This is a genomic window from Streptomyces griseus (genome assembly GCF_900460065.1).
Classification (GTDB): Bacteria; Actinomycetota; Actinomycetes; order Streptomycetales; family Streptomycetaceae; genus Streptomyces; species Streptomyces griseus.
Window position 1 is genome coordinate 22,763 of sequence record NZ_UAVD01000039.1, and the last position, 14,607, is coordinate 37,369.

At 72.6% G+C, this 14,607-nt stretch carries 9 protein-coding genes; 6 read left to right on the forward strand and 3 right to left on the reverse strand.

Annotated features, from left to right (window positions below; genetic code table 11):
* The first annotated feature begins 83 nt into the window (after positions 1-83).
* Positions 84-1,070 carry a DNA polymerase III subunit delta gene (gene holA, locus DTB53_RS28245; protein ID WP_003969242.1) on the forward strand — a complete coding sequence of 329 codons (987 nt, stop codon included), beginning with the start codon at positions 84-86 and terminating at the stop codon, positions 1,068-1,070.
* Between the two features lie 340 nt (positions 1,071-1,410).
* Here holA and rpsT read toward each other — a convergent pair whose 3' ends face one another.
* Positions 1,411-1,677 (reverse strand): 30S ribosomal protein S20, encoded by a 267-nt coding sequence (gene rpsT, locus DTB53_RS28250; protein WP_003969243.1) that lies wholly within the window; start codon positions 1,675-1,677, stop codon positions 1,411-1,413.
* Between the two features lie 215 nt (positions 1,678-1,892).
* Here rpsT and lepA point away from each other — a divergent pair, with 215 nt between their 5' ends.
* Positions 1,893-3,767 carry a translation elongation factor 4 gene (gene lepA / locus DTB53_RS28255; RefSeq protein WP_003969244.1) on the forward strand — a complete coding sequence of 625 codons (1,875 nt, stop codon included), beginning with the start codon at positions 1,893-1,895 and terminating at the stop codon, positions 3,765-3,767.
* Positions 3,768-3,987: 220 nt separating this feature from the next.
* Positions 3,988-5,877, forward strand: coding sequence for an AMP-dependent synthetase/ligase (locus DTB53_RS28260; RefSeq protein WP_003969245.1), 1,890 nt, complete (start codon positions 3,988-3,990; stop codon positions 5,875-5,877).
* A gap of 190 nt (positions 5,878-6,067) precedes the next feature.
* On the opposite strand, the gene DTB53_RS28265 is transcribed toward DTB53_RS28260, so the two are convergent.
* A complete protein-coding gene (locus tag DTB53_RS28265) occupies positions 6,068-7,264 on the reverse strand; it encodes an MFS transporter (RefSeq protein WP_012381009.1) in 1,197 nt (398 codons plus the stop codon).
* A gap of 235 nt (positions 7,265-7,499) precedes the next feature.
* Here DTB53_RS28265 and DTB53_RS28270 point away from each other — a divergent pair, with 235 nt between their 5' ends.
* From DTB53_RS28270 to hemW, 3 genes are all read left to right on the forward strand, one after another.
* Complete coding sequence (locus DTB53_RS28270; protein ID WP_012381010.1) at positions 7,500-7,982, forward strand: DedA family protein; 483 nt, start codon at positions 7,500-7,502, stop codon at positions 7,980-7,982.
* A 176-nt stretch (positions 7,983-8,158) separates the two neighbouring features.
* Complete coding sequence (locus tag DTB53_RS28275; RefSeq protein WP_042497215.1) at positions 8,159-10,216, forward strand: ATP-binding SpoIIE family protein phosphatase; 2,058 nt, start codon at positions 8,159-8,161, stop codon at positions 10,214-10,216.
* A gap of 223 nt (positions 10,217-10,439) precedes the next feature.
* Entirely contained in the window at positions 10,440-11,681 is a 1,242-nt protein-coding gene (gene hemW / locus DTB53_RS28280) for a radical SAM family heme chaperone HemW (RefSeq protein WP_042497218.1), read from the forward strand.
* A 21-nt stretch (positions 11,682-11,702) separates the two neighbouring features.
* Here hemW and DTB53_RS28285 read toward each other — a convergent pair whose 3' ends face one another.
* A complete protein-coding gene (locus DTB53_RS28285; protein WP_012381013.1) occupies positions 11,703-14,579 on the reverse strand; it encodes an ABC transporter substrate-binding protein in 2,877 nt (958 codons plus the stop codon).
* Positions 14,580-14,607 lie beyond the last annotated feature (28 nt).

The window sequence follows — 14,607 nt, forward strand, 5'->3', positions numbered from 1 at the left end:
GTCATTCTCCGGTACGGGACGAGGTGGCCGGGGCTGTCCGGGACCGTCCGGGCTGTCAGTGGGGCGTGGGATGCTGGACCGCGATGGCCACCAGGAAGAATTCCACCGACGATCCGCTCGCGCCCCTCACTCTCGCCGTGGGCCAGGAGGACCTCCTCCTGGACCGTGCGGTGCAGCAGGTGGTGGCGGCCGCGCGTGCTGCCGACGCCGACACGGACGTACGTGATCTGGCGTCCGACCAGTTGCAGCCCGGCACGCTCGCCGAGCTCACCAGCCCCTCGCTCTTCGCCGAGCGCAAGGTCGTGATCGTGCGCAACGCGCAGGACCTCTCGGCCGACACGGTCAAGGACGTCAAGGCGTATCTCGGCGCACCGGTCGAGGAGATCACGCTCGTCCTGCTGCACGCGGGCGGCGCCAAGGGCAAGGGGCTGCTGGACGCGGCGCGGAAGGCCGGGGCGCGGGAGGTCGCCTGCCCGAAGACCACCAAGCCGGCCGAGCGGCTCTCGTTCGTACGGTCGGAGTTCCGGACCCACGGGCGGTCCGCGACGCCGGAGGCATGCCAGGCGCTGGTCGACTCCATCGGCAGCGATCTGCGGGAGCTGGCGAGCGCGGTGTCCCAGCTGATCGCGGACGTCGAGGGCACGATCGACGAGGCGGTCGTCGGGCGCTATTACACCGGGCGGGCCGAGGCCTCCTCGTTCACCGTCGCCGACCGGGCGGTCGAGGGACGGGCGGCGGAGGCGCTGGAGGCGCTGCGGTGGTCGTTGTCGACGGGGGTCCCGCCCGTCCTGATCACCAGTGCGCTGGCGCAGGGCGTGCGGGCGATCGGGAAGCTGTCCTCCGCGAGGGGCGGGCGGCCGGCCGATCTCGCCCGGGAGCTGGGTATGCCGCCGTGGAAGATCGACCGGGTGCGGCAGCAGATGCGGGGATGGACGCCGGACGGGGTCGCGGTGGCCCTGCGGGCCGTGGCCGCGGCGGACGCGGGGGTGAAGGGCGGGGGGGACGACCCCGAGTACGCCCTGGAGAAGGCCGTCGTCGTCGTTGCCCGGGCCGCGCGGGCGGGGCGGTAGGCCTCCCGGCCGGTGCGGTGCGACTCCGGGCCGGTGCGGTGGGCGGGTCCGCCGTGGCGTGCGGGCCCTCGTGCGATCACCGGTTCCGTCCTCAAGCGCCGGACGGGCTGGGTGGTGGTCCGGGTCGGCCGGGATGGCCCGGACGCGCCTTGTACGCGCGGAAGCCCCGGTGCGCCGACCTGGGGAGATCCGCGCCCGGGGCTTCCGGGTCATGCTGGGGTGCGCCGCACCCGCGTGGCGAACGCAGGTTCGGTGTGCGGCGCGGGGTGCCGGTCAGGGGCGGGAGAGAGGGCCCGCTGGTCCGTCCCGGCGATCACATCAGTGAGCTTCGGGAAGAAGCTCAGGCCTGCAGGGAGGCAACCTTGGACGCCAGCGCCGACTTCTTGTTGGCGGCGGCGTTCTTGTGGATGACACCCTTCGAGACGGCCTTGTCGAGCTGACGGGAGGCGTCGCGGACGGCCGTGGTGGCCTTCTCGACGTCACCCGCGACGACGGCCTCGCGGGCCTTGCGGATCGCGGTCTTGAGCGACGACTTGACGGCCTTGTTGCGCAGGCGCGCCTTCTCGTTGGTCTTGTTCCGCTTGATCTGGGACTTGATGTTCGCCACGAAAGAGCCTTTTCAGGTTCGTTGGATCTTCTGGGTGAGCCCCGCCGCTCGTGAGAGCCACGAGGCACAGCTGTCCACGGTAGCAGTCACCCTCCGACCGGCCCAAACCGGTCGCTGCCCCGCAGGCGTGGGACGATGGAGCCTACGTATCGATCCGACCGACCCGACATCGACCCGAGACACGGCGTTCGGCGTCTCAAGAATCAGGACCCTGCGTGCCCGCGACTCCTTCCAACGTGCCCGAGCCGAGCCGTACCGACCCGGCGCTGATCCGCAATTTCTGCATCATCGCGCACATCGACCACGGCAAGTCGACCCTTGCCGACCGGATGCTCCAGCTGACCGGTGTGGTCGACCAGCGGCAGATGCGTGCTCAGTACCTCGACCGGATGGACATCGAGCGCGAGCGCGGCATCACCATCAAGTCCCAGGCGGTCCGGCTGCCCTGGGCGCCCACCGAGGGTGAGGACAAGGGGCTGACCCATGTCCTCAACATGATCGACACCCCGGGCCACGTGGACTTCACCTACGAGGTCTCCCGTTCGCTCGCGGCCTGCGAGGGCACGGTCCTGCTGGTCGACGCCGCGCAGGGCATCGAGGCCCAGACGCTGGCCAACCTCTATCTCGCGATGGAGAACGACCTCACCATCGTCCCGGTGCTCAACAAGATCGACCTCCCGGCCGCCCAGCCGGAGAAGTTCTCCGAGGAGCTGGCCAACCTCATCGGCTGCCAGCCCGAGGACGTGCTCAAGGTCTCCGCGAAGACCGGCGTCGGCGTGGACGCGCTGCTCGACCGGGTCGTGCGCGACGTGCCGGCCCCGGTCGGTGTCGCGGACGCCCCCGCCCGCGCGATGATCTTCGACTCGGTCTACGACTCGTACCGGGGCGTCGTCACCTACGTCCGTGTCGTCGACGGCCAGCTCAACAAGCGCGAGCGCATCCGGATGATGTCGACCGGCGCCACCCACGAGCTGCTGGAGATCGGGGTGTCGTCCCCGGAGATGACCCCGGCCGACGGCATCGGCGTCGGCGAGGTCGGCTACATCATCACGGGTGTGAAGGACGTCCGGCAGTCCAAGGTCGGTGACACGATCACCTCCCTGCAGAACGGGGCGACCGAGGCGCTGGGCGGGTACAAGGACCCCAAGCCGATGGTGTTCTCGGGGCTGTATCCGCTGGACGGCTCGGACTACCCGGACCTGCGCGAGGCGCTGGACAAGCTCCAGCTCAACGACGCGGCCCTGGTCTACGAGCCGGAGACCTCCGCCGCGCTCGGCTTCGGCTTCCGGGTCGGCTTCCTCGGCCTGCTCCACCTGGACGTGGTCCGGGAGCGGCTGGAGCGCGAGTTCGGGCTCGACCTGATCGCCACCGCCCCCAACGTGGTCTACCGCGTCGAGATGGAGGACGGCACCGAGCACGTCGTCACCAACCCGAGCGAGTTCCCCGAGGGCAAGATCGACAAGGTGCACGAGCCGGTCGTCCGCGCCACGGTGCTGGCCCCCAGCGAGTTCATCGGCGCGATCATGGAGCTGTGCCAGGGCCGGCGCGGCACCCTGCTCGGCATGGACTACCTCTCCGAGGACCGGGTCGAGATCCGCTACACCCTGCCGCTCGCGGAGATCGTCTTCGACTTCTTCGACCAGCTGAAGTCCAAGACCCGGGGGTACGCCTCCCTCGACTACGAGCCCACCGGCGAGCAGACGGCCAACCTCGTCAAGGTCGACATCCTGCTCCACGGCGACAAGGTGGACGCGTTCTCCGCGGTCACGCACAAGGACAAGGCGTACGCGTACGGCGTGCGGCTCGTCGCCAAGCTCCAGAAGCTCATCCCCCGGCAGAACTTCGAGGTGCCGATCCAGGCGGCCATCGGCGCCCGGGTCATCGCCCGCGAGACCGTCCGCGCGATCCGCAAGGACGTCCTCGCCAAGTGCTACGGCGGTGACATCTCCCGTAAGCGGAAGCTGCTGGAGAAGCAGAAGGAAGGCAAGAAGCGGATGAAGATGGTCGGCAACGTGGAGGTTCCGCAGGACGCCTTCATCTCCGTCCTGTCGACCGACGAGTCCGCGGGTGAGGGCAAGGGCAAGAAGTAGTCCGCTCTCCGAGGGCCCCCATGCCGCAGTACCGGCGTGGGGGCCCTTTCGTTATGAAAGCCGGGGTCCGTTGCCTCTTACGTGGCGGACACGCGCGCTCTAGTCTGATCACGACTCGATGGTTACTGGTCAGTTAAACAAGCCGAACAAGCAGGTTGCACAGCAGGACGCGAGCATCAAAGAAGCCGGTCGTAGCAATGCCGCAGGCCCGGAGGACGTCGTGAGCGACACACAGACCTTGATCGATAACCGGCCGCCCTCCGTGGCGGCCCTCTTCATCGACCGCGTGGCGGCGACCCCGGACGGGGAGGCGTACCGCTATCCGGTGCCGTCGGCCTCGGGCACGGGCCCCGATGACTGGAAGTCGCTGAGCTGGGGCCAGGCCTCGGAGCGGGTCTACGCGATCGCCGCCGGGCTGATCGCCCTCGGCGTGCGGCCGGAGGAGCGGGTCGCCCTCTCCTCGGCCACCCGGGTGGAGTGGGTCCTCATCGACCTCGGGGTGATGTGCGCGGGCGCCGCGACGACCACCATCTACCCGTCCACGAACGCCGAGGAGTCCGCCTTCATCCTGGCCGACTCCGAGAGCCGCGTCCTCATCGCCGAGGACGCCGAGCAGCTGGCCAAGGCCCGGGAGACCCGCGCGGAACTGCCGAACCTCGCCCATGTCGTGGTCATCGACCCGGCCGGCGTCGAGCCCGCCGCCGACGACCCCGAGGGCTGGATCATCACCCTCGCCGAGCTGGAGGCCCGGGGCGCCGAGCTCCTCGCCAAGACTCCGGACGCGGTCACCGAGCGGGTCGCCGCGATCACCGCCGACCAGCTCGCCACCCTTATCTACACCTCGGGCACCACCGGCCGCCCCAAGGGCGTACGGCTGCCGCACGACAACTGGTCGTACATGGCCAAGGCCACCGTGGCGACCGGTCTGATCACCGCCGAGGACGTGCAGTACCTCTGGCTGCCCCTCGCCCACGTCTTCGGCAAGGTCCTCACCTCGGGACAGATCGAGGTCGGCCACGTCACCGCGATCGACGGCCGCATCGACAAGATCATCGAGAACCTGCCGGTCGTCCAGCCGACCTACATGGCCGCCGTGCCCCGGATCTTCGAGAAGGTCTACAACGGGGTGGCCTCCAAGGCCCGCGCGGGCGGCGGCGCCAAGTACAAGATCTTCCAGTGGGCCGCCGGGGTGGCCCGCGAGTACGCCAAGGTCTCCCAGGACAACTTCCGGCGCACCGGCAAGGCGTCCGTCCCCTTCGCCCTCGGCGCCAAGCACAAGGTCGCCGACGCGCTCGTCTTCTCCAAGATCCGTGACGCCTTCGGCGGCCGGCTGCGCGCCTGCATCTCCGGCTCCGCCGCGCTCGCCCCGGACATCGGTTACTTCTTCGCCGGCGCCGGCGTCCACATCCTGGAGGGCTACGGCCTCACGGAGACCAGCGCCGCCTCCTTCGTCAACCCGGGCGAGGCCTACCGGACCGGCACCGTCGGCAAGCCGCTCCCCGGCACCGAGGTGCGCATTGCCGACGACGGCGAGATCCTGCTGCGCGGCCCCGGCGTCATGCAGGGCTACCACAACCTGCCCGACAAGACCGACGAGGTCCTGGAGTCGGACGGCTGGATCCACACCGGGGACATCGGCGAGCTGTCGGCCGACGGCTACCTGCGCATCACCGACCGCAAGAAGGACCTGATCAAGACGTCCGGCGGCAAGTACGTCGCCCCGGCGGAGGTGGAGGGCCAGTTCAAGGCGGTCTGCCCGTTCGTCTCCAACATCCTGGTGCACGGCGCGGACCGTAACTTCTGCACCGCGCTCATCGCGCTCGACGGCCCCACCCTCCTCGGCTGGGCCGCCGAGAACGGCCTGGAGGGCAAGTCGTACGCGGAGGTCGTCGCCGCCCCGCAGACCGTCGAGCTGATCGACGGGTACGTCAAGCGCCTCAACGAAGGCCTCCAGCGCTGGCAGACCATCAAGAAGTTCCGCCTCCTGCCGCGCGACCTGGACGTCGAGCACGGCGAGCTGACCCCCAGCCTCAAGCTGAAGCGGCCGGTCGTCGAGCGGGAGTACCGGGGACTCATCGACGAGATGTACGCGGGCTCGCGCGAGGCGTGAGCCGACCGGCGCGACCGGCGCGACCGGCGCGCCGCGCGGGTCTTTCGCGATGACCCGTCCCGTCCGGGGGCTCGGCCCCGGACGGGACCGGCGGGGCGGCCGGACACCCAGGTGTCCGGCCGCCCCGTTCGCCTGTTCGCGGCGGTCCGGGGTCCACCGCGCCCGCCCCCGTCCGCGGCGGTGGGGGAGTTCAGTCGCGCCGGCCCCGCAGGACCTGGGCGAGGACCACCACCAGCAGCCCGGCGCAGGGGATCACCAGCAGACCGGTGCGCAGGCCGGCCGCGTCGGCGACCTGGCCGACGATCGGCGGCGACAGCAGGAAGCCCAGGCGCATGAGCCAGGAGACGATGGTCAGACCCGATCCGGGTTTGAGGCCGGGCAGGGAGTCGGCCTCGTGCATCGCCGCGGGCACCAGCGTCGCCACCCCGAAACCGGCCAGGGCGAAGCCCAGGATGGTTCCGGGCAGCGTCGGCACCGCCAGGGCGAGTCCCATGCCGACCGCGGTGATCAGGCCGCCCGTCCGGGCCACGGCACGCTGGCCGAAGCGGTCGACGAGCCGGTCCCCGATGATGCGCCCGATGAACTGGGCGCCCACCAGGGCGATGAACCCCCAGGCGGCGAGCGCCGCGGAGGTGTGCAGGGAGTCGGTCAGGTAGAGGGCGGCCCAGGAGTTCCCGGCGTCCTCGACGAGCGTGCCGGCCGTGGCGATCAGGACGAGTGCCGCCAGGACGAACCCGACGCGCGAGGCCCCGGCGGCTCGCCCGGCACTCCGCTGCTCCGGCCCGGTCTCCTCCGGTTCGTTGTCCGGGCCGGGCAGGCAGAAGCGCCACGCGGTAGCGGCGGCGAGCACGAGGACGATCGCCGAGACCGTGAGGTGGACGCCGAGCGACAGGCCCAGCGACATCGCCCCGGCGGCCATCAGCCCTCCGGTGACGGCGCCGATGGACCAGATCGCGTGGAACGAGTTCAGGATGGAGCGGCCGTAGAGCCGCTGCACCCGTAGGCCGTGCGCGTTCTGCGCGACATCCGTCAGCGCGTCCATGGCTCCGGCCAGGAACAGCGCGCCCGCGAACAGCACGGGCGACGGGGCGAGGCCGGCGGCCAGGATCCCCATCGCCGTCAGCAGGGTGCCGGCGACCGCGACCTGGGCCGAGCCCGCGCGGCGGATCAGCACACCCGCCGCGAGGCCGGCCGCGATGGCCCCCGCCGGGAACGCGGCGACCGCGAGCCCGTAGGCGCCGTTGCCGATCGCCAGATCCTCCTTGATCTGCGGATACCGCGGCAGCAGGTTGGCGAACAGGGCCCCGTTGGTGAAGAACAGCACGGCCACGGCGGTCCGCGCGTTCCGCTCGGCGCGGAGAGGACGTGCCTCGATGTCGACGGTCATGCGGAGGACCCTAACCCCCGAGCGTACGAACGTACACTCTCTGGCGGATAAATCCCGACCGAGTGGTAAGTATTTCATCCCGCGGGTGGCGGCCACCGCCCCGCGCCGCCCGGAGTTCGTTCGGTTAGGCTGGCCTTCCTTGGTGGGGGTCCGAGGTGTGCGGAGCCGGTTCGGGAGCCGCAGGTGAAGACCCGGCGGACCGGACGGACGCGGGCAGGGCGCAAGGTGGGGCACTGTGGATAGGATCGCGCTCGCGGCCGGGGCCCTGTACGTCATCGTCCTGCTCCGCGCCGGAGGGACCTTCGCCGTCGGATGGCTCGCGGGCGCCGGCGCCCGGCGCGGCAGGTTCGCGGGGCTCACCTCGTCGGAGAGGTTCCGGCGTGCCGAGCGCGCCATCCAGCGGTGGGGTGCGCCGGTGGTGGCCGTCTCCTTCCTGACGGTCGGGTTCCAGACCGCCGTCAACTTCCTCGCGGGCAGCATGCGCATGCCGTTGCCGCGCTACCTCCCGGCGCTGTTCGTGGGCGGGGCGGCCTGGGCGCTGATCTACGCGACCGCGGGGATCGGCGTGCTGGAGGTGCTGGGAAGGCTTTTCGCCGAGCGCACGGTCTTCGGGGTGTCCGCCGTGGTGGCGCTCCTGCTCCTGGTGTGCGGGGTGGTGGTCCACCGCAGGAGAAGGGCGGCCCGGCCCTCCGGCGACACCACTGCCGACGCGTCGTGAACCGGCCGGACGGGGTCCTCCGCACCTTCGGTGCGGCTCGGGCCCTCGCGGTGGTGCGTTTTCCGAAGCGTTGCGTTCGAATCTGCTCGATTTTCTGCCCACTTCGGTAACTCGGTGCTTATGGCTGCGGCCCGTCTGTCACTCTGTCGGTGTCGTCGGACCGTAGGAGCCGCACCGTGGCGCCCATTCCCTTGCAGCGGGACACCGTGCAGCGTCCCGGCACCACCTGTGCCGGGCACGTGCACGGCCCGCGCCTGGCCAGCCGCACCAGCCTGCCCGGCATACCGCTCGCCCCGTCCGCCGCCCGCCGGTTCGTGCGGGCGGCGCTCGCGGAGTGGACCGGGATCGGGGTGCCCGCGGCGGTGGGCTTCAGCGACCGGCTCGCCGACGACGCCGTGACCGTCACCAACGAGCTGGTCACCAACGCCGTGGTGCACGCCGGGACCACCGTCGACCTGGTGCTCGGGCTGGAGGAGGAGGGCGGCGACGAGCCGTCCGCCGCCCTCGTCCTGGAGGTCACCGACCACCACCCCGCCCGCCCGGTGAGCGGCGACGAGCCCGGGGCGGACCCCGGACCGGCCGGAGCACACCCGGGTGAGCTGCCCGACCCCGCCGAGTACGGCCGGGGCCTCCAGCTCGTCGCCACCCTCGCCGACTCCTGGGGCATCACCTACCGCACCGGCCTCAAGACGGTCTGGGCCCGTCTCCCCGTCGACGACTGGAGCGCCCCACCCGCCCCGCCCGACGGCGAGGCCCTCAGACGCGGTCTGCGCGCCGCCGAAATCCTCGCCCCCGCGGCCAGGCGCACCGAGCGCGACGACGCGGTCTGGGACAGCCGGGGCGCCCCGGCCTTCCTCGCCGAGGCCTCCGACCTGCTCGCCGGGCAGCTCGACGAGGACCTGGTGGCCGCCATAGCGGGCCAGCTCCTGGTGCCCCGGCTGGCGGACTGGTGCGCGATCTGGCTGGAGGCCGAGGGCGGGGGACCGGCCGCCGAACCCCGGCTCGCCCGGGTCTGGCACAGCGACGAGACCGGCACCGAGCCCCTGCGCGCCGCCCTGGAGCGGGAGCCCCTCCGGCTGCCGGCCGGTGTCGGCTCCGGTCCCGTCTCCGTCCCCGTGCCCTGGCCCGCCCACCCGGTCGAGGAGGACCACGGGGAGTACGAGGCGGACCGCGAGGAGAACGGGGCGGACCGTGAGGAGGGCCGCTCGCAGGGCGCGGAGGGGTGCGGAGTCCGGGAGGCCGCCCCCGTCCGGGCCCCGCACCCCGGCGGCCGGGACGGGGCCGCGCTCGCCTTCCGCATCACCGCGGGCGGCCGGGCGCTCGGCACCGTCCTCGTCGGCCGCGAGGGCGTCGCCCAGGTGCCGGAGGCCGTCGCCTCGCTGATCGAGGACTTCGTCCGCCGCCTCGGCCTCGCCGTCGGCGCGGCCCGCGCCTACACCCGGCAGGCCACCATCAGCCGGATCCTCCAGCGCGGTCTGCTCCCCAGCAAGGTCGCCGACATCCCCGGCGTCACCAGCTCCCTCGTCTACGAACCCAGCGACGACGGGGTGGTCGGCGGTGACTTCTACGACATCTTCCCGTGCCCGGGGGACCGCTGGTGCTTCGTGCTCGGCGACGTCCAGGGCAGCGGGCCCGAGGCGGCCGTCGTCACCGGCCTCGCCCGCCCCTGGCTGCGGCTGCTCTCCCGGGAGGGCTTCGGCGTCGGGGAGGTCCTGGACCGGCTGAACCGGCTGCTCCTCGACGACGCCATGGAGGCCGCGGAGGCCGCCGCCCTGATGGTCGCCGCGGCCGGGGGCCGGCAACTCCACGACGGCACCCAGTCGCGGTTCCTCTCCCTGCTGTACGGGGAGGTCGTGCCGCTCCCCGGCGGCGGGGTCCGCTGCACGGTGGCCAGCGCCGGGCACCCCCTGCCGCTGCTGCTGCGCCCCGACGGCTCCGTACGCCCGGCCGCCGAGCCCCAGGTGCTGCTCGGGGTCGTCGAGGACGTGGCGTACGAGAGCCAGGACTTCGACCTCGCGCCCGGGGACACCCTGCTCTGCGTCACGGACGGGGTGACCGAGCGGCGGTCGGGCCCGCTGATGTTCGACGACGGGGACGGGCTGGCCCGGGTGCTGGCCGGGTGCGCCGGGCTGCCCGCCGACGCGACGGCCGAGCGCATCCGGCGGGCCGTCCACGAGTTCGCCGAGCGGCCTCCGGACGACGATGTGGCCCTGCTGGTGCTGCACGCGGACTGAACGGCCCGGCGGGCGCGAAGCCACGCTCCCGGGCCGGTGAGCCACGGCGGGGCCAAAGCCGCCCGGGCCCGGCCCGCCCGGCCCGGGGGCCCGCCCGGCCGAGCCACCTGCCGCCCCGGCCCCCGGCCCCCGCGAAACCCACACCCCCCGCCCCCCCCCCCCGGGAGCCTCCCAGCGCAAGGAGAAAGGCGCCCGGTCCGGGGAACTCCCGCGGCGAGCGACAATGGTCGGTATGCCTTCCGTACTGCCCGATGGTGAGCCCGTGCCCGACGACGGGGCGCTGCCCCGTCACGCCCTGGAAGGCGCAGCCGACCGCCCGCTCGGCTTCTACCTGCACGTTCCGTACTGCGCCACCCGCTGCGGCTACTGCGACTTCAACACCTACACCGCCACCGAGCTGCGCGGCTCCGGCGGGGCGCTGGCCTCCCGCGACAACTACGCCGCCCACCTGATCGAGGAGGTCCGCCAGGCCCGCAAGGTCCTCGGCGACGACCCGCGCCCCGTGCGCACGGTCTTCGTCGGCGGCGGCACGCCCACCCTGCTGCCCGCCGCCGACCTCGTGCGGATGCTGGCGGCGATCCGGGAGGAGTTCGGGCTCGCGGACGACGCGGAGATCACCACCGAGGCCAATCCGGAGTCCGTCGACCCGGCCTACCTCACCGCCCTGCGCGAGGGCGGCTTCAACCGGGTCTCCTTCGGGATGCAGAGCGCCAGGCAGCACGTCCTGAAGATCCTCGACCGCACGCACACCCCCGGCCGCCCCGAGGCCTGTGTCGCCGAGGCCCGCGCGGCGGGCTTCGACCACGTCAACCTCGACCTGATCTACGGCACCCCCGGCGAGTCCGACGACGACTGGCGGGCCACCCTGGACGCCGCGATCGGCGCGGGCCCCGACCACGTCTCCGCGTACGCCCTGATCGTCGAGGAGGGCACCCAGCTCGCCCGCCGCATCCGGCGCGGCGAGATCCCGATGACCGACGACGACGCCCACGCCGACCGCTACCTCATCGCGGACGAGGCCTTCGCCGCCGCCGGGTTCCACTGGTACGAGGTCTCCAACTGGGCCACCACCGAGGCCGGCCGCTGCCTCCACAACGAGCTGTACTGGCGCGGCGCGGACTGGTGGGGCGCGGGCCCCGGCGCCCACAGCCACGTCGGCGGCGTGCGCTGGTGGAACGTGAAGCACCCCGGCGCGTACGCCCAGGCGCTCGCCGAGGGCCGCTCGCCCGGCGCGGGCCGCGAGATCCTCGCCGAGGAGGACCGCCGGGTCGAGCGCATCCTGCTGGAGCTGCGGCTGCGCGAGGGCTGCCCGCTGGATCTCCTGAAACCCGACGGCCTCGCCGCCTCCCGCCGCGCCCTGGCCGACGGGCTGCTGGCGCCGGAACCGTACGACAGGGGCCGCGCGGTCCTCACGCTGCGCGGGCGGCTCCTCGCCGACGCCGTCGTGCGCGACCTGGTCGACTGAGTCCCGGGGACGCCGCCCCGCTCACGGCCGGCAGTCCTTCGCGGTCAGCGGGGGCGAGACCCCGGCGGGCTTGCCGCAGACCAGGGTCCGCTCCGCGCTCGGCCCGGGGCGGACCACCTTGACGATGTTGAGGCCGTGCACGTTGTCGGAGACCGAGGACCTCGCCCGGCTGAACGAGACCGTCCCCGTCGGCATGTTGTTGAGGTCCACCGTGTGCAGCGTCGCCCAGGTCTCCGCCGCGCTCCGCCGCTGGTCGCCACGGGCCGCCGCGTCGTACAGGGCGGCCGTCGCGCTGTAGGAGATCACGGTCTGCCCGCTGGCGAACAGACCGTCCTCGTACGCCGGGCCCCCCGACGCCAGCGCCGTGACCTCCTTCTCGGGGTGCAGCGCCCGCAGCGTGCGGTACGCGTCCCCGTAGAAGCCGAGGTTCTTTCCCCGGTCCAGCGGGGCGAGCGAGCTGTGGTAGAGCGTGACGTTGGCCGCGATCGACGTGCTGTCGTCGAACGTCCCCTTCGTCAGGTCGTCCCCCGTGAACACCGTCATCCGCCGGTCCGAGCAGCCGGTGGTCTCCGACAGTCCGCGCATCAGCGTCGGTACGTCCTCGACCCGCCCCGCGAAGTACAGCGCGTCGGGCACCCGCTCGGCCCGGCAGATGGTCGTCAGCGGGGCGTTCAGACTCGCCCCGCCCACCAGGTCGTACGTCACGTCCTTGCCCAGCTCGAAGTCGGCGTCCTCCAGCATCTTCCGGCCCGCCTCCCGCTGTTCGGCGGTGTACCGGTCGAGATCCCCGTTGCGGTCCTCGCGCGACAGCACGATCGCGTGCGGACGGTCGAGGTCCTTCGCGATCTGCCGGGCGACCAGCCCCAGCACATGCGTCTGCTCCTCGTCCGTGGCCGCGAGGCCGAAGTAGTTCGGGAACTCCCGGGGCAGGTCGCTGCTGGAGTTCGTCGTGTTCACCAGCGGCAGCCCGGCCTCGCGCAGCAGCTTCGTCGCCTTCTCGCTCTCCTGGGTGTTGCGGCCGAGACCGACCACCCCGACCACCGAGGGATCCCGCCGGGCCACCTCGATGATCTTCCGTACGGCGGTGAGCTGCCGCAGCATGTCCTCGCCGCCGTTCGCGGTCAGCACCCGCAGCTTCACCGACCGGCGCACGGTCTTGTTCACCGCCCGCTGCTGGAGATAGACGCCGGTCAGCTCCTCCAGGCCCTTGCGGGTCGCCTCCCGGTCCTTGCCCGTGGCGGTGAGCGGACCCGCGTAGACGACCGTCACGTACGCGTCGCCCGGCTCGATGTCGTCGTTCTCGTCCCGGATCGCCTGCTCGATCCGCTCGAAGGTGATGCCCTTCCCGGCCCCGTTCAGCTCCAGGTCGTTGCCCCGTGCGAAGAACACCTCGGGGGCGGTCGCCACCCCGACGCACTCCCGGTCGCCGTCCTCGCCGGCCCAGATCGCGTCCGTGTTGCGGTCGGTCAGCGGACCGTGGCAGTACGTGTCCCGCCAGGTGCCGGCCCACAGGAACGCCCCCAGCAGACTGCCCACGACGAGCACGGCGATGCTCGCCCGCGACATCACCCACCACGCCCAGGTCCGCCGCACCCGGTGGGTGACGAGCTGCGCGTGCGCGTGTTCGTGGGTGAGCTTCTCGGTGGACAGCGGCAGCAGGAGCACCCACGCCAGGGTCGCCGCCGCCACCGGCGACTGCCCCAGGCTCAGATCGTCGGCCCAGCGCTCGTAGCGGGCCCGCGCCCCGGACGAACCGGACGGCGCGCCCGGACCCGGCCGCTCCGGGGGCAGCGGCGGGGTGTGCCGCATGATCTCCGGGGCCTGGAGCGAGGCGAGGAGCAGCAGCGGATCCACCTCGCTGCGCCGCGACCGTACGCTGTTGATCGCGTTGATCAGCAGGATGCCGCCGTTGTCCTGCGTCGCCCGGGGCAGGAACACCACCGGCGGGACCGTGCGCTTGCTGCGTCGCCAGTCCAGGGAGTGCGGGCGGTAGTTGTGCCGCAGATCCTCCAGCAGTGCCTGCACCCGCAGCTCCAGGTGGAACTGGCGCGCGTACTCGTCGCCCGCCCCCGCGTCCGCCACCCGCTCCGCGACCGCCGCCGCCCGGGCCCGGATCACCCGCCACGAACCGCTCGGCGACAGCCACGACCAGCCGTCCGACGGATAGCCGGTGCTGGACGCGGCCAGGGACGAGGTGGTGGCGAACCACCGGCTGGCCCGGCGCAGCCACAGCAGCGGCGGCGCCGCCCGGCTGGCCAGGCCCACCACGGCGAGCCCGATCAGCGCGACGGCCGCCACCAGGGCCGTCAGCAGCCAGTCGATCTCCCCGAGCAACACGCTGAGCAGGGCGATGAACAGCGCGCCGACGAACGTCTCGGGCCGCACCGACTGCCGCAGCGCGGCCCACCGGGTGCCCCCGCGCGGCCGGCCGGACCGCCAGCGCAGCCGGCTCAGCTGCTCCAGGATCCGCTCCTCGCGCACCTCGGAGGTGTTCCCGTCGGACTGCTCGACCACCGCGGCGGTGGCCTGCTCGATCGCCCCGAGCAGCCGGGAGCGGGGAAAGGCGAAGGTCTTGTACTGGGTGTTCTCGCGGGTCTCCCACGGCTTCTCGGAGAGCGTGCGCACCATGTCCAGCGCCGCCTCGTACGGGGTCGCCCCCTCGCCGTCGAGCAGCCGCACCGGCACCCGGCGCAACTCGTTGGCCCGGTGCACCTGGTGCACGAGCTGCTCCACCCGCGCGTCGATCTCCGGGGCGGCCCCGGCGTCCGCCGCCTGCACCACCACGAGCGGCATCACCGGCCGGTTCACCCGGTACCGGTCGATCAGCTGCTGTATCAGATGGAAGACGGCCGAGGCCGCCTCGTTGTCCGCACTGTCCCGCCAGACCTCGCGCGCCATCGGCCCTGTCCTTCCCCCGTGAGCCCTT

Bases quoted from the DNA above. Each gene is read 5' to 3' on its own strand.
- holA (WP_003969242.1), top strand. From the start codon at position 84: ATGGCCACCAGGAAGAATTCCACCGACGATCCGCTCGCGCCCCTCACT.
- DTB53_RS28265 (WP_012381009.1), bottom strand. From the start codon at position 7,264: ATGACCGTCGACATCGAGGCACGTCCTCTCCGCGCCGAGCGGAACGCG.
- hemW (WP_042497218.1), top strand. From the start codon at position 10,440: ATGGTCGGTATGCCTTCCGTACTGCCCGATGGTGAGCCCGTGCCCGAC.
- DTB53_RS28285 (WP_012381013.1), bottom strand. From the start codon at position 14,579: ATGGCGCGCGAGGTCTGGCGGGACAGTGCGGACAACGAGGCGGCCTCG.